Origin of the sequence: Streptomyces sp. NPDC002838 (genome assembly GCF_040295365.1) — a bacterium.
Classification (GTDB): Bacteria; Actinomycetota; Actinomycetes; order Streptomycetales; family Streptomycetaceae; genus Streptomyces.
The window spans coordinates 23,281-38,140 of the sequence record NZ_JBEOVF010000079.1; the positions used below are offsets into that span (position 1 = coordinate 23,281).

Consider the following 14,860-nt stretch of genomic DNA (forward strand, 5'->3'; position numbering starts at 1 on the left):
AAGTCACCCGTTTCGAGGTCGACTTGCCGGGTACTCCGCAGCGCCAAGCGAAAGGAGGCGAATCACATGCCCAGCCGGAGCCAGGCGCGGCGCCTCCTCGTGGTTGGCCGCCGACGGCGGCGACACACTCAGTGGAGAACCCGACAGGGAAGCCGGAGGTGCGTCAGTGGTTGAAGAGGCGGGCCGCCGCGGACCGCCCGATGCGTGCCGGGCCGCGCGGCTTCGCGACGCCTGCCCCGCCGGTGCGCGCGCCCGGCGGCATGCACGAGCTGACCACCGTGCTCACGCACGACCACGGCAGCATCACCGCCCTGCTCAAACAGCCGCAGAGGGTGCCGGGTACTCAAAAGGGCAGTCCGCTGGTCCAGCTGCGGCGTCATGAACCGGCCGAGCAGCGCCACCTGTGGCCGACCGAGGATGCCGTGTCCGCCCAGCTGCGAGAGAATCTGCCACAGGAGCCGGCGGCGGTCGCCACGGCTGGCCTGGTGGCGGTGCTGAGCGACCGGATCGGGACATGCTCGGCGCACGTCCGGCCGTCTCAGGGGAACCGATCGGAGGAAGCCGCGAGAATGCGTCGATCGGACTAGGCGGTCGATCCGACTGGACGGACGAAGGCAGGGCACCCGAAACGGCACCGAGCACTACCGAAAGGGCAGACTTCATGGGCGTACGCACATGGATCGACTCCTGGCCGGTCTACCGCCAGCTCAAGGGGACGGACCCCCTGGGCCGCGGGGCCGCTGCCAAGAGCGGCCCCAGCGCGCGGCTCACTCCCCGGGTCGCCTCCGCGGACCGGGTGGTGAAGTCGGTCTGCCCGTACTGCGCGGTGGGCTGCGGCCAGAACGTCTACGTCGAGGACGACCGCGTCACCCAGATCGAGGGCGACCCCGACTCCCCCGTCTCCCGCGGCCGGTTGTGCCCCAAGGGCGCCGCCAGCCTCCAGTTGACCACCGGCAGCGCCCGCGAGCACCACGTCCTCTACCGGCGTCCCCACGGCACCACATGGGAGCGCCTCGACCTCGACACGGCCATGGACATGATCGCCGACCGGGTGATCGAGGCGCGCCGGGCCGGCTGGCAGTGGGAGGTCGACGAGACCCGCACCCGGCGTACGCTCGGCATCGCGAGCCTGGGCGGGGCCACGCTCGACAACGAAGAGAACTACCTGATCAAGAAGTTGTTCACCGCCCTGGGAGCCGTGCAGATCGAGAACCAGGCGCGTGTTTGACACTCCTCCACCGTTCCCAGTCTGGGGACCTCGTTCGGCCGCGGCGGCGCGACCACCTTCCAGCAGGACCTGCAGAACTCCGACTGCATCGTCATCCAGGGCTCGAACATGGCCGAGTGCCATCCGGTCGGGTTCCAGTGGGTGATGGAGGCCAAGGCCCGCGGAGCGAAGGTGATCCATATCGACCCGCGTTTCACCCGCACCAGTGCGCTGGCCGACGTGCACGTGCCGCTGCGCGCGGGCTCGGACATCGCCTTCCTCGGCGGGATCATCAAGCACGTCCTGCAGCACGACAAGTACTTCCGCGACTACGTCGTGGCGTACACGAACGGGCCCGTCGTCCTGCGGGAGGACTTCCGGGACACCGAGGACCTCGACGGCGTCTTCTCCGGCCTCGACCCCGATACACGCAGCTACGACAACAGCAGTTGGCAGTACGAGGGTACGGAAGTCCAGGCGGTCTCCGGCCAGCGGGACCAGGAGTACGAGAAGCGCACCGGCGGCGGCAGTTCGGTGACTCAGGCGGCGCGCGGCGAGGCCCACGGGTCGGGCGGCGCCGAGGTCGGCGAGGGCGAACCCGAGCGCGACGAGACCCTCACCCACCCGCGCTGCGTCTTCCAGGTCCTCAAGCGGCACTACGCCCGCTACACGCCCGAGATGGTCGAGAAGATCTGCGGCGTCCCGCAGGACCTGTTCCGCCAGGTGTGCGAACTCGTCACGGAGAACTCCGGACGGGACCGCACCACCGCCTTCGCCTACGCGGTCGGGTGGACCCAGCACACCGTGGGCGTCCAGTACATCCGGGCGGCCTCCGTCCTGCAGAGCCTGCTCGGCAACATCGGCCGGCCCGGAGGCGGCATCCTCGCCCTGCGCGGGCACGCCTCCATCCAGGGCTCGACGGACATTCCCACGCTGTTCAACCTGCTGCCCGGCTACATTCCGATGCCGCACGCCCACCAGAAGCAGGACCTGGACACTTTCGTACAGGCCGAGGCGGCACGCAAGGGTTACTGGGGCAACATGCGTTCCTACCTTGTCAGCCTGCTCAAGGCCTACTGGGGCGAGGCCGCCACCCCGGAGAACGACTTCTGCTTCGACTACCTGCCGCGCCTGACCGGCTCCCACTCCACCTACGAGACGGTCATGGCCCAGATCGAAGGAACCTGCAAGGGCTACTTCCTCATGGGCGAGAACCCCGCGGTCGGGTCCGCCAACGCCAAGATGCAGCGCCTGGGCATGGCCAACCTGGACTGGCTCGTCGTGCGGGACTTCTCCCTCATCGAGTCGGCCACCTGGTGGAAGGACGGCCCGGAGATCGAGACGGGTGAGCTGCGCACCGAGGACATCGGCACCGAGGTGTTCTTCCTGCCGGCCGCCGCGCACACCGAGAAGGACGGCACCTTCACCAACACCCAGCGTCTGCTCCAGTGGCACCACCAGGCCGTCGAACCGCCCGGGGAGGCACGCAGCGACCTGTGGTTCATGTACCACCTGGGCCAGAAGATCCGGGAGAAGCTGGCCGGGTCGAGCGACCCGGTCGACCGGCCCGTGCTAGATCTGACGTGGGACTATCCGACCAAGGGGGAGCACGCCGAGCCGGAGGCGGAGGCGGTCCTCGCCGAGATCAACGGCTATGACGCCGAGGGCAACCCGCTGGCGTCCTATGAACAGCTCAAAGGCGACGGCTCCACCGCCTGCGGCTGCTGGATCTACTGCGGCGTCCACGCCGACGGCGTCAACCAGGCCGCCCGCCGCAAGCCCGGCGAGCAGCAGGACTGGATCGCGAGCGAGTGGGGCTGGGCCTGGCCCGCCAACCGTCGCGTCCTGTACAACCGCGCCTCGGCCGACCCGGACGGCAAGCCGTGGAGCGAACGCAAGGCGCTGGTGTGGTGGGACGAGGAGCAGGCGCGGTGGACCGGGCACGACATCCCCGACTTCTCCCCCGACAAGTCGCCCTCCCACCGCCCACCGCCGGACGCCACCGGCCCCGAGGCGCTGTCGGGCACCGACCCGTTCATCATGCAGGCCGACGGCAAGGCCTGGCTGTACGTCCCGTCCGGCCTCACCGACGGCCCGCTGCCCACCCACTACGAGCCGCAGGACTCTCCTTTCCCCAACCTGCTGTACGGCCGGCAGCGCAACCCGGTACGGCAGTTGATGCCACCCCACCCGGACAACCGCTACCAGCCCAGCGGCAATGAACCCGGCTCGGAGGTGTTCCCGTTCGTCGCCACCACCTACCGGCTCACCGAACACCACACCGCGGGCGGCATGTCCCGTTGGCAGCCCTACCTGGCGGAGCTGCAACCGGAGTTCTTCTGCGAGGTCTCCCCCGAACTCGCCGCCGAACGCGGCCTGGAGCACACCGGCTGGGCGATGATCGTCAGCGCCCGCGGGGTGATCGAGGCGCGGGTCCTGGTGACCGACCGCGTACCACCCCTGACCGTGCACGGGCGCACGCTGCACCAGGTCGGCCTGCCTTACCACTGGGGGCCGAACGGCTACAGCACGGGAGACGCGGCCAACGAGCTGTTGCACATGTCTCTCGACCCCAATACCCACATCCAGGAGACAAAGGCATTCGCCGTCGACATCCGGCCGGGACGCCGGCCCAGGGGCCCGGCCGCCCCTGAACTGGTGCTGGCCTACCGGACGCGGGCGGGCATCGACGACCGCACCGGTACGGAGCCCTGAGCTTCTCGCGCCGGAGTGGGCTCACCTCAGGACGACGGAGTGCTGCCCCTTCGGGACCAGTTCTCCCACCACAGGTGCTCCGGGCACCTCCCCTGCCACGAGCAAGCCACCGGAGGTCTGGGCGTCGGCCAGGAGCAGCCGGGTGTCGGCGTCCGTGTCCCCGAAGTCGGTGAACGGCGCCACCCATTCCAGGTTCCGCCGGGTGCCGCCGCTGACGTACCCGTCCCGGACCGCCTCCCGTGCCCCGTCGAGGTACGGCACGGCGGCGGTGTCGACCACCGCGGTCACGCCCGAGGCCCGCGCCAGCTTGTGCAGGTGGCCGAGGAAGCCGAAGCCGGTGATGTCGGTGGCGCAGGTCGCACCGGCGTGCAAGGCCGCGGCCGACGCGTCCCGGTTGAGCGCCACCATGGTGGCCACCGCCTGCTCGAATCGTTCGCCGGTGGCCTTGTGACGGTTGTTCAGCACCCCCAGGCCGAGGGGCTTGGTGAGGGAGAACGGCAAGCCCGGCCGGCCCGTGTCGTTGCGCAGCAGGCGCGCCGGATCGGCCAGACCGGTGACGGCCATGCCGTACTTGGGTTCGGGATCGTCCACGCTGTGCCCACCGCCCACGTGGCAGCCCGCCTCGGCTGCGATGTCGAGCCCGCCGCGCAGCACGTCGCGGGCCAGGTCGAAGGGCAGCACACCCCGCGGCCAGGCCAGGAGATTGACGGCGAGCACCGGGCGGCCGCCCATCGCGTACACGTCCGAAAGGGCGTTGGCCGCGGCGATGCGTCCCCAGTCGTACGGGTCGTCCACGACTGGGGTGAAGAAGTCCGCGGTGGACACCACCGCCTGGACCGGCTCGCCGTCCCGAGCGGGCAGGGTGACGACGGCGGCGTCGTCGCCGGTGGCCAGCCCGACGAGGAGCGTGCTGTCGCCCGCGGTCGTCTGCGGCCTGGCCAGTCCGGTGAGCACGTCCTCCAGTTCACCGGGCGGGATCTTGCAGGCACAGCCGCCGCCGTGGGCGAACTGGGTGAGACGTACGGAAGTTTCACGTGTGGTGGTCATGACGGTCCTCTCGGTCGATGGCGGCCCGCCGCGGGGGAATGAGGAGGGCTGAGGCGGACTGAGTACCGCCGGACGGCGGATCGAACGCACCACCCGCCGTCCGGCCGCTCGGGGCCGTGCTGAAGCGACGCGCTGTGGCGGCCGCCGGTGGTGCCCCGGCCCTCCGGTAGCCTGGGCGGGCGATGGAGGCGTGTGGGTGCCTGGTGGCCCTCCCGGTCTTCAAAACCGAGGTGTCCGAGGATCTCGGGCAGGCGGGTTCGATTCCCGTCCGCCTCCGCTCTCCGCACCGGCCCGGCAGCGCCGACGCTGGTCGTCCACGCGTTCGGTGTATCCCTGGGTGTCCAGGAACTCCAGCAGCGGCACGGCCACCCGGCGCGTGGTGTCGAGAGCCCGGCGCGCCTCGCTCAGCGTGAACGGCTGCGGAATCGCGCGGAGCACGGCGGCGGCTCGGGCGTCCGCTCCCGGAAGCAGCACGATCCCGTCGCCGACCCTCAGCAGCGCGCCCGCTGCGACCGCGGCGGCCAAGGTCTTCCGGGTAAGCCCCAGTTCGGTCAGCCGGTCCGCCTCCGGGGCGCGGAACGGTGTTCGTACCAGCTCTCGCCGTACGGCGTCGACAGCCGCCTGGACCGGCCGCGGCAGGGTGCGCCGGGTGTCTCCGGGGCCGTACAACCGCCCCTGGCTGCCGTGCACTTTTCCCGATGTCCCGGCGAGGACGTCGACCAGGGACCGGTCGGGCAGGCCGAGCACGCGGCGGGCCGCCTCCGTGGGCAGGCCCGGCTCCAGCGGGTGCTGTGCCGCATGGCGTTCGACCTCGGCCTCCAGACGGTCCCGCAGTGCGGCCCAGTGGCCCGCGTCGGCCAGCCAGTCCCCGGCCACCGGCGCGGTGGGGGCGGGCACGCCCATGGCCTCCAGCTCCGAGCGGCGGACAAGCCTGCGCCGCCGCAGTTCCGCCGCTCCGTCCGGCCGGCCGTTCATGTCCGCCAATTCGGTCGCCCTGGCCCGGGCCGCCCCTCGCCGGGTCAGCCGGGGCGGTCGTACGTCCAGGACGGTCACCCCGCACGGCGTGCGCCGCCCGCCCGGTTCCCGCAGGACGGCCCGGTCGCCCACCCGCAGGGGAAGCTTCCGGGCCAGGGTCAGCCTGGCCGTGTCCGCGCCGAACGGGCGGACGGTCACCGGCACCGCGGCAGTGCCGATGTGCAGGGTGACCGTCCGGGGCAGGTCCTCGACCGGCGCTCCGAAGACCCGGACGTCGATCAGGCCGGTGAGCAGCCAGCGGTCCGGCGTGAGCAGCACCTGCCCCCGGCTCAGAGCACCGTCGGAGGGGCCGTGCACGTTGACCGCCACGCGCGTCACCCCGCTGACGGCCGGCCGGTCCTCGTGCAGGCACTGCAGTCCGCGCACCCGGAGGGAGGTCGTCCCGTTCCCCGCCACCAGCCGGTCGCCGACGCGCAGGGTGCCCGCCCCCAGGGTGCCCGTGACGACCGTGCCGTGACCGCGCACGGTGAAGGCACGGTCCAGCCACAGCCGTACGTCCGCGTCGGCGGGCGGAACGGGCAGCGTGCGGCCCAACTGGACCAATTCCCGGCGCAGTGCGTCGAGTCCGGCACCGGTCACCGCGCTCACCGCGACGGACGGCACGGCGCCGAGGCACGTGGCGGCCATGCGCTCGACGGCGTCGGCACGCACGGGCTCGGGGTCCGCCAGGTCGCTGCGGGTCACCGCGAGCACAGCGTGCCGCACCCCGAGCGCGTCCAGGATCTCCAGGTGCTCCTGCGACTGCGGCTGCCAGCCCTGGTCGGCGGCCACCACGAACAGCACGGCGGGCACGGGCCCGACGCCGGCCAGCATGGTGGCGACGAACCGCTCGTGTCCGGGCACGTCCACGAAGGCGAGGTGCTCTCCGCCGGTGCCGCCGGTCCCGGCCGGGGTGCCACCCGGGGTACCGTCCGGGTGCAGTCGGGTCCATACGAATCCGAGGTCGAGGGTCAGACCCCGGCGCCGCTCCTCCTCGAAACGGTCGGGTTCCATTCCGGTCAGTGCCCGCACCAGGGCGGACTTGCCATGGTCGACGTGCCCGGCGGTGGCCAGTACCCGCATGGCGCCTACCTTTCCGACGACGGATCCGTGACCGACCGCACGGCCTCGGCCAGCCGCTCGTCGTCCTCCGGTGGCACCGCCCGCAGGTCGAGCAGACACCGGCCCGCCTCCAGCCGCCCCACCACGGGGACCGGACCGGTCCGCAGGGCGGCGGCGTACCGCTCGGGCAGCGACAGTGCGGCGCTGGGCAGCGTCACACCCGGGGCACCTCCACCGCCCACCGTCGCGGCGCTCTCGACGGCCCGGACATCGATGCCGTCGGCGCCCAGAGCGCAGGCGAGCCGCTCGGCACGGTCGACGAGCCGTGCCGGGTCGGCGGCCATCGCCGCGGCGGTCGGGGTCTCGGGCCCGGTCAGCGTCGCCTCCAACGCGGCCAGGGTCAGCTTGTCCACGCGCAACGCCCGGGCGAGGGGATGCCGGGACACGGTCCGCACCAGTTCTTCCTCTCCGAGGAGCAGTCCGCACTGCGGTCCGCCGAGCAGTTTGTCGCCGCTCGCGGTGACGAGCGACGCTCCGGCCCGGAGCTCGGTCTCGGCGTCGGGCTCGTCCGGCAGCAAGGGATGAGGTGCGAGCAGCCCGGAGCCGATGTCGACGACCACCGGAACGCCGAGAGCCGCCAGTTCCCCGGCGTCGGTGGCACGGGTGAACCCGGTGATGCGGAAGTTGGAGGGGTGCACCTTCAGCACGAACGCCGTCTCCGGGCCGATCGCGGCGGCGTAGTCGGCGACGGTGGTGCGGTTGGTGGTTCCCACCTCGCGCAGCCGGGCTCCGGTGGACACCAGCAGGTCCGGCAGGCGGAAGCCGTCCCCGATCTCCACCATCTCCCCCCGGCTGATGACGATGTCCTTTCCGGCGGCGAGCGCGGTCGCCACCAGGACGAGTGCGGCGGCACCGTTGTTCACGACGTGCGCGGCAGCGGCCGACGGCACCCGCTCACGCAGTGCGGCCAGGGCGGTCCGCCCGCGTCGGGCCCGGACTCCGGTGCTCAGGTCCAGCTCGACGTCCGTGGGCCCGGCCGCCTCCTGCACCGCCTGCCGGGCCGCAGCCGACAACGACGCCCGGCCGAGGTTGGTGTGGAGCACCACCCCGGTGGCGTTGATGACCGGCCGCAGCCCGCCGACCGTGCGCGGCAGCAGGGCGACCGCCATGTCCGCCACCTCTTCCGGCGCGATGGCCCCGGCCCTCGCCTGCTCCTGGGCCTGCCGCACAGCCGTCTTCACCGTCCCGGATCCCAGTCGGTGTGCCGCATCAACCAGGCGCGAATCAACCAGCAGCCCATCGGTACGGGGAATCCGCCGTCGCATGTCCGTCACGCCACACGCCCCAGGCAGGGGCCGATCGAGCCGGACTGAGTCGCGCCGGCCCCTTTCGCGGTGCCGTCTGTGGTAACCCGCTGGTCCACGCAGCCCCTCCCTCTCCACCCGATCTCGTGGCTGCCCGAGGAACGCCCATCGTCTCTCAGTGCCCCGTGCCGGCGTCACGACACGCCCAGCGGTCGCGGTCTGGTACCCGGGTACCTGCTCTCACCGGGGAGCGGCCGCCGACCTGTGAGGCGGAGTGCCGTCCGGCCCGGCAAGGCCGGCTCGGTCGTCGCGGTCGAGCCGTTCCCGCTCCTGCGGCGTGCGGCTGAACCGTGTGCGCCCTCGCCACGCGCCTGCTCTCGGGTGTGGTCCCGGCGGCGGGCGTCGAGGTCGGCGAGGGTGTCCCAGTCCTCCTCGCCGATGCGGATCTCGCCGACCATCCAGTGGTCCGACAGGTGTAGTTCCGCCGGCGTTGACGGCGAGCTGTTGCAGCTCTGCGCGTCGGTCGCGCAGGCCCGCGAAGGACAGCAGCAGCGCGGCAACGACGGAGGCGGTGTCCACGCTGCCGAGCAGCATCAGCGTCATCGCGACACGACGGCCCACCGGATGGTCGACGACGCTCTCGGCCTCACTGGTGGTGAACCCGACTCCGGTGCAGGCGGAACGGGCCTGGAACCGTGCCCGACCACCGGCGCACCCCTTTCAGGGTCCCTTGAACCGCTGCCCCAGGTTGCCCGCTTGATCACGGAACGTATCCCACGCACGACGCGTCTGGCGTGTCATCCGCCCGGTGGCTGTCAGGCTGCGGACAGCGCCTTGATGGGCTCCTTGCGGTCCATTTTGGAGCGGCCTTGGATCCCTGCGTGGGAGGCCCGCTCATAAAGCTGCTTCTTGCTCGGCTACGTCAAGTCCTCGTCGGAGCGCCGCTTCGAGTCCTTCCGCCGTCCCCGAGGCCGGTTAGTGTCGCCGTGGGTCGGCAGCCGGCGCACGTCGGCGCCCTTGAGCCCGCTCGCGCGGCCGTCCTTGGTGCCTGCCTGTTCGACGCTGCGCTGAAGGACGTCCATCAGGTCGATGACGTTGGTCGCCTCAGGCGGTCCGGCCGCGCCGACGACTTCCTTGGCCTGGCGTTCGGCGTCGACGAGCTCACGCACCCGTTCTTCGGAGGTGTCGTGGTAGTCCTCGGGCTTCCAGCCGATGCTCAGGGCGACGATCAGTTGCCGGGCGATGTCCATCTCCCGGCTGCCGGGCTCACCGCGCTCGCTCCCCCGGTGACGGTCAGGGTGGAGTGGCGGGAATCTCGGCCAGCCGATCCTGTCGGCGATGACACGGCCCTTGCCGCAGTCGGCGTTCGTGCGGATGCACTTGGTCAGCTCGGCGACCATCTCCTCCGACATGCACGCGTCCGCGCACGCGGTACACGCCTGCGCGCAGGCGATGCATTCCTCGATGCAGCGGGCGAGCTTGTCGCGGTCCACCCGGCCGAGGTCGGCGGGGTAGGTGTCGAGCATCTCCTTGACCACAGTGGTCGTCAGGGCATCCAAGGCAGACGATTGTCTTCGTACGGCGAGTGCCGCGCTGTCAGGCGTAACACCGGACCGACCACGGCAAACGGTTTTTCCGCCCTGCGGGCTGGGTCCCAAGGCGGTCGGCTGCTGAGCTGGTCGGTGCCCAGCCGGACCATCGTCCACGACGTCACCCTGGAGATCACTCCCGGGGAGACGGTCGGGCTGATCGGCCCGAACGGCTCCGGCAAGTCCTCCCAGCTGCGCTGCCCGGCCGGGCTGCGGACTCCGACGACCGGGACCGTGCTGTAGGCGACCAGCCGGTCCACGGCTGGGACACGCGCCGGATCGGACGGCACGTCGCCTTCGTCGAGCAGGGCACCGACACCGAAAGCGACCTGCGCGTCGTCGACGTCGTCGGTCTCGGCCGCACCCCCTTCCGGGACCGCTGGCGCGGCCCCGACGCAACCGACCGGGCCGTCATCGCCGCCGCCCTCGCCCGCACCGGCCTCACCGAACTCACCGACCGGTACTGGAAGTCGTTGTCCGGCGGGGAGCGCCAACGCACCCACGTCGCCCGCGCGATGGCCCAGCGGTCCTGGTCGCCCTGCACGACCTGTCCCTGGCCGCCCGCTACTGCGACCGGCTACTCCTCATGTACCAAGGGCAGTTGGTCGCCGCCGGACCGCCCGCGGACGTCCTGACCCCGACCCGGCTGGCCGACATCTTCGAGGTCCACGCCGAAATCGGCCTCGACGCCCTCGGCAACCTCGCGGTCTCCTACCGCAGCACCGCGCCACAGAATGACTTCCGCAGTCCGCACGCGACCGTAGAACACGCTTGGCCCCCACTCCCCGCAACCACGCCCTGGGTGCTGGACTGACGGGACCGGACACTGATGGTCGTAGCCGGGCCGGGCCGACCGGCTACATACCCAAACTCGCCGTGTGACCGGAGTACCCGGGGCAGGAGAAGCCATCCGGGGTGGTTCGGATGTGCAGTGAAGAGCTGGGCGCTGCGTCGAGAGGGTAGAAGGGAAGGGAAGCAGGACTCGAAGTGAGGACGGACGCGATGCACAGGATTCAAGGCTGGGTCCTCCGGGCGATCGGGCTGTTGGCCGCCGTGGCGGTGCTGCTGTGGGCAGCGACCCAGCTCGTCGAGAACTTCTGAACTCCCGACGGAGTCGCGCGTCGGCACCGTTACACCGCCCGCCGGAACAGGCCATGCCACGGGTCCGGGCCTCCGGCTGTGGACTCCGCCCCACCGCCATGCCTTCTTGGACCTTGCGGACACGGTCACTGTCCGCAGCCTCGTCCGACGATTCTGGACACTCATCGCTGGGACAACCGCCCGAGGCGACTCCCGTGAGCCCCCTGCGTGACCTCTTACGAGGGCGGGGTGCCTTCACCTGCTGGGAACCGATGATCAAGGTGCCAGGGTTGCCCGGTTTGGCACGCGAGCGCCGCCAGCCCTGTTCGTCCAGGACTTCGCCGACATCGCGTCGGCCGAGTACGCCAGACCTGCAACCGTACGTGCGTCACCTGCCGTCCCCTCTCGCGAGCCCGGATGATCGCCGCGCGTGCCTTTCTCAGTGGAGGACAGATGACGGACACTGCCGCCGGCACCCCGCGTGCCGCCGACCGGCGTCGGCCAAACGGCCGGGTCGGCCGACGCGGCCGGCCGTTTGGGCTGCTGGGCTGTGGCGTCATGCTCGCCGTGCCGTTCGTCCTGCTCGTCGTACGGCTGACGGGGCTGGACGAGGGCACCCCGCTCGCTGTGCCCATCGTGCTCTTCCCGTACGCGGCAGCGCTCAGCGTACTCGTGCTGAGCGCCATGCTCGCCGTTCCCGCTCTGCGCTCGCCCTGGGCAGTGACCGCCGTCGCGATTCTCACGGCAGCTCAAGTCGCGCTGCTGGTACCACGGTTCGTACCGCACTCGCAGCATGCCCCGGCCCGGGCGCCCGAATTACGCGTGGCCACCCTCAACGCTGACGCCGGCCGAGCGGATCCGCATGCGCTGGTGCGGCTGGTCCAAACCGAGCGGATCGACGTACTGGCCGTGCAACAGCTGCCGTCCGCCGGCGTTGCCGCACTCGCCAAGGCCGGCCTGGACGCGCTGCTGCCCTACCACGAACTCCACCCCGAGCACGACTCCTCGATCTACTCGCGGACACCGCTGACCAACAGCGGCCCGCTGCACGCCGACACCGCCTGGCCGCAGACCGCCGCAGACGTGACAGTCGGCGGCCGCACCGTAGGGCTGGTGGCCGTGCACACCTACTACCCGCTCGGTGACGCGAAGCGCTGGACACGGGACATGACCGCCCTCACCTCCGTCGCCCGGCACCGCGGCCCGGACACCGTCTTCCTGGGAGACTTCAACGCCTCCCTCGACCACGCGCCCATGCGCAAGCTGCTCGCGTCGGGCCTCACCGACACCCACGCCGAACTCGGCCACGGATGGGTCCGCACCTGGCCCGCCGGCAAGACCCTCCTACCGCCCCTGGTCCAGCTCGACCATGTCCTGCACGGCTCCGGCCTGACGGGCGTCTCCGTCGGCGAACGGACCGTGCCGGGCACCGACCACCGGGCGGTCATCGCCGTACTGGCGCTACTGCCCACGCGGGGGCGCGCCGGATGAGGCCCCGCACCGCGGATCTGCGCAAGCTGCTGGTTCAGAGAAGCGGAAGTGCTCACGCTACGCGGGTTCGAGCGGTGCGGGCACTGCTGAAGGCTCTTCCACAGGTTCCCGGGGCGACCGTCCATCACTCGAAGTGGCCGAGGAACTCCTCCCACCTCTTCGCCGTGAAGGTCGGCGACGTGCAGGGCGGGTGGGCGGTCGAAAAGGTACTGGAACACGGGCCGGCAGATCTGTCGTACGTCGGCGGAAGCAGTGCTCACTGAGGCTCCGTCACCTTGCTCTAGTCGTCGGTTCTGCGGCCATCCACAGGGGTGCGCGCAGGCCGAAGCCGTCGGCGACCGCTCCGCCCGTGAGAGCGCCCATGGGGGCGGCCATGGAGAAGGTACGGTGGCGCTGTTGACGCCCCAGCAATTCGGTGGGGACGAGGCGCTGGCGCAGGGTGACGAACAGGACGTTCCAGACGGCGAAGGCCGCTTCCGTGGAGCCTGCCGCTGGAGGACCGAGTGCTGCTCGTCGCCGCGTACTGGCGGACGAACCTGATACTACGGCAGCTTGCGCCCCTGTTCGGAGTGTCGAAGTCCGCGGCCAACCACGTCGTCGATCACCTGGGGCCGGCGCTCGCGCCACCAGCCGGAGCCGCATTTGGCCAGTCTGCGGGGGTAGCTGCGGGTGCGGGCCGTGCTGCTGAAAGGCACCGCTGCCGTGCGTGCGTCAGGGAAGCCGAGCGAGGGCGTCCGCGGATGGGCTTCCCGGCGCCGCCTGGCAGACGATGACCGCTTGCTGCTCGGCTCCGCCGACGGTGAGCGCCTGCCGCCTCAGAGCGAGCTCCCCGACGACCGGATGCACGAACCGTTTGAGCTCGTCGCGGGAGGGTCGCGCGTCGTGCCGCGCCCACGGTCGGCGGAAGTCCTCGTCCGCCTCCAGCTCGGCGACGAGCCGCGCGGTCCTGGGATCGCGTGGGTCGGCCTCGGCGCGCAGGGCCGCAGCGGTCTGCGCTGCGATCTCCGGCCAGTCCGGGGACAGCCGACGGGTCCCTGGGTCGAGGAACATGTCCCAGGCCAGGTTGTGCCCGGTTCCATACATCGGGGCGAGTGCGCGGGCCCGCTTGTTGGCGGCCAGTACGTCGAAGCGCCGGTTGCGCACGTACGCCGGGCTGTCCACCCATGCGTCGAGCAGCTGGTGCACGTGCGCGGTGACCTCGGTCTCCGAAGGCCGCATGGGATCCGGGACGGCGAGCGCGAACAGGTGCGCCGTGGCGTCGGCGTCCAGCTCCAGCGCCCGCGCGAGCGCCCGCACGACCTGCGGTGACGGGTGCCGGTCGACGCCCTGTTCCAGCCGGATCAGGTACGGCTCGCTGATACCGGCCAGTCGGGCCGGCTCGTCCCTGCGGAGCCCCGCGACCCGGCGCCGGCCGGGAGCGGGTCGCGGCGCTGCGTGCGAGGGCGGGACCCGTCCACGCCGGGCCTTCAGGAATACCCCCCAGGACGTTGTCGCTCGCCCTGGCCCGAAGGGTGACCCTCCCGGGTTGCTGGCTGCCCACCGGCTACTTCCCGTCTGGGACCGATCCCGCACGTACGGGGGCGCCGTGCTCGCCCTGCTACGGGCCGGCATGGAGGCGTCACGGCCTCGCCCGGTTGTGAGCCGTGCTTCCTGCGGCGACTTGGCCCAGAGTGCAACCAGGCACTCAGGCGAGCTGGAGGCGCTCGGGGAGGGCATCGACCCGGCGGCGGAAGGTGGGGCTCGCACACCCGCTGCTGCAGGCCCTGGCCCATGTCCCGGGCCAGAGGACTGCGGAAGAGGTCCTCGGGAGCAAGGTCTTCGACGCTGAGCAGGTGCATCAGGACGGCGGCGGCGTCGCGGCTCCGAAGGTGAACTGCCGCTTCCGGCCGGGCAGTCGGCTGATGTCGACCTGATCGGCCACGCGCAGTCCTTCGGTCGCCTCTCCGGCGAGCATCTCGAGACTCATCGACGGACAGCGGTTGGCCCAGCTGCGGCGTGCGGGTGATGGAAGGCGCTGTCCAACTGCTGCGAGCGCCCCCTGAAACGCCCTGGCGCCCACGAGGCCGCACCGTGACGGTTAGGTCTTGGAGCCTACGCTTCGGCGCAGGCCGATGCCCGGGGTCGCGAAACCCACCGCCGGTCCCGCCTTGGTGGCGGGCCTACGCCCGTCCGCCCACCAGCAGCCCTGCATCGCCTCTGCGACAGGCCGCGACCCACTACTCCCCACCCTTTACCGGACTCGGTCGGCCTTCCAACTAGGGCCTGTGTGATGTTGTGATCAGCCGGTTGCCTTCAGAAGATCGTTGATCCAGATGATGGAGGCGCGGAGGTGGAGGCCGGCGAGGTAGCTC

General features: G+C 71.4%; 11 protein-coding genes, 1 tRNA gene and 4 pseudogenes. 8 read left to right on the plus strand and 8 right to left on the minus strand.

Translation table 11 applies throughout. The features are described from left to right. Window positions 1-200: 200 nt before the first annotated feature. Window positions 201-587: a hypothetical protein gene (locus ABT063_RS47535; protein WP_351067600.1), complete on the plus strand. Its 387-nt coding sequence runs from the start codon at window positions 201-203 to the stop codon at window positions 585-587. A gap of 74 nt (window positions 588-661) precedes the next feature. Continuing rightward, window positions 662-3,922, plus strand: coding sequence for a formate dehydrogenase (gene fdh, locus ABT063_RS47540; protein ID WP_351067602.1), 3,261 nt, complete (start codon window positions 662-664; stop codon window positions 3,920-3,922). Between the two features lie 21 nt (window positions 3,923-3,943). Here fdh and selD read toward each other — a convergent pair whose 3' ends face one another. Next, entirely contained in the window at window positions 3,944-4,969 is a 1,026-nt protein-coding gene (gene selD / locus ABT063_RS47545; RefSeq protein ID WP_351067604.1) for a selenide, water dikinase SelD, read from the minus strand. A 184-nt stretch (window positions 4,970-5,153) separates the two neighbouring features. Between selD and ABT063_RS47550 the strand changes: the two genes are divergently transcribed. After that, window positions 5,154-5,246 (plus strand) — tRNA-Sec (locus ABT063_RS47550). Between the two features lie 35 nt (window positions 5,247-5,281). Here ABT063_RS47550 and ABT063_RS47555 read toward each other — a convergent pair. The 4 genes and pseudogenes from ABT063_RS47555 to ABT063_RS47570 form a co-directional block, all read right to left on the minus strand. Then, window positions 5,282-7,066 (minus strand): annotated as a pseudogene (locus ABT063_RS47555) (SelB domain-containing protein); the annotation flags it as partial. Window positions 7,067-7,071: 5 nt separating this feature from the next. After that, the gene (gene selA, locus ABT063_RS47560; protein ID WP_351067621.1) at window positions 7,072-8,370 is read right to left on the minus strand and encodes an L-seryl-tRNA(Sec) selenium transferase; all 1,299 of its coding nucleotides are present in this window, start codon (window positions 8,368-8,370) and stop codon (window positions 7,072-7,074) included. Between the two features lie 173 nt (window positions 8,371-8,543). Next, window positions 8,544-8,807, minus strand: coding sequence for a hypothetical protein (locus ABT063_RS47565; RefSeq protein ID WP_351067605.1), 264 nt, complete (start codon window positions 8,805-8,807; stop codon window positions 8,544-8,546). Between the two features lie 897 nt (window positions 8,808-9,704). Further along, window positions 9,705-9,875: pseudogene (locus tag ABT063_RS47570) on the minus strand (four-helix bundle copper-binding protein); the annotation flags it as partial. A 156-nt stretch (window positions 9,876-10,031) separates the two neighbouring features. Between ABT063_RS47570 and ABT063_RS47575 the strand changes: the two are divergent. The 5 genes and pseudogenes from ABT063_RS47575 to ABT063_RS47595 form a co-directional block, all read left to right on the plus strand. Then, on the plus strand, window positions 10,032-10,181 hold the full coding sequence (locus tag ABT063_RS47575) for an ATP-binding cassette domain-containing protein (RefSeq protein ID WP_351067607.1): 150 nt from the start codon (window positions 10,032-10,034) through the stop codon (window positions 10,179-10,181). Window positions 10,182-10,216: 35 nt separating this feature from the next. Then, a complete protein-coding gene (locus tag ABT063_RS47580) occupies window positions 10,217-10,573 on the plus strand; it encodes an ATP-binding cassette domain-containing protein (protein WP_351067623.1) in 357 nt (118 codons plus the stop codon). Further along, window positions 10,525-10,752: a hypothetical protein gene (locus ABT063_RS47585; protein ID WP_351067610.1), complete on the plus strand. Its 228-nt coding sequence runs from the start codon at window positions 10,525-10,527 to the stop codon at window positions 10,750-10,752. The genes ABT063_RS47580 and ABT063_RS47585 overlap by 49 nt, the downstream gene beginning before the upstream one ends. A gap of 719 nt (window positions 10,753-11,471) precedes the next feature. Then, on the plus strand, window positions 11,472-12,509 hold the full coding sequence (locus ABT063_RS47590) for an endonuclease/exonuclease/phosphatase family protein (RefSeq protein WP_351067613.1): 1,038 nt from the start codon (window positions 11,472-11,474) through the stop codon (window positions 12,507-12,509). 470 nt (window positions 12,510-12,979) lie between these two features. After that, window positions 12,980-13,132 (plus strand): annotated as a pseudogene (locus ABT063_RS47595) (helix-turn-helix domain-containing protein); the annotation flags it as partial. An 88-nt stretch (window positions 13,133-13,220) separates the two neighbouring features. Here the strand turns inward: ABT063_RS47595 and ABT063_RS52530 are convergent. The 3 genes and pseudogenes from ABT063_RS52530 to ABT063_RS47605 all read right to left on the minus strand — a co-directional run bounded on the left by ABT063_RS52530 (window position 13,221) and on the right by ABT063_RS47605 (window position 14,475). Continuing rightward, the gene (locus ABT063_RS52530; RefSeq protein ID WP_502991032.1) at window positions 13,221-13,805 is read right to left on the minus strand and encodes an MmyB family transcriptional regulator; all 585 of its coding nucleotides are present in this window, start codon (window positions 13,803-13,805) and stop codon (window positions 13,221-13,223) included. A 6-nt stretch (window positions 13,806-13,811) separates the two neighbouring features. After that, a pseudogene (locus tag ABT063_RS52535) lies at window positions 13,812-14,225 on the minus strand (helix-turn-helix domain-containing protein); the annotation flags it as partial. Window positions 14,226-14,346: 121 nt separating this feature from the next. Further along, a complete protein-coding gene (locus tag ABT063_RS47605) occupies window positions 14,347-14,475 on the minus strand; it encodes a hypothetical protein (protein WP_351067617.1) in 129 nt (42 codons plus the stop codon). Between the last annotated feature and the right edge of the window lie 385 nt (window positions 14,476-14,860).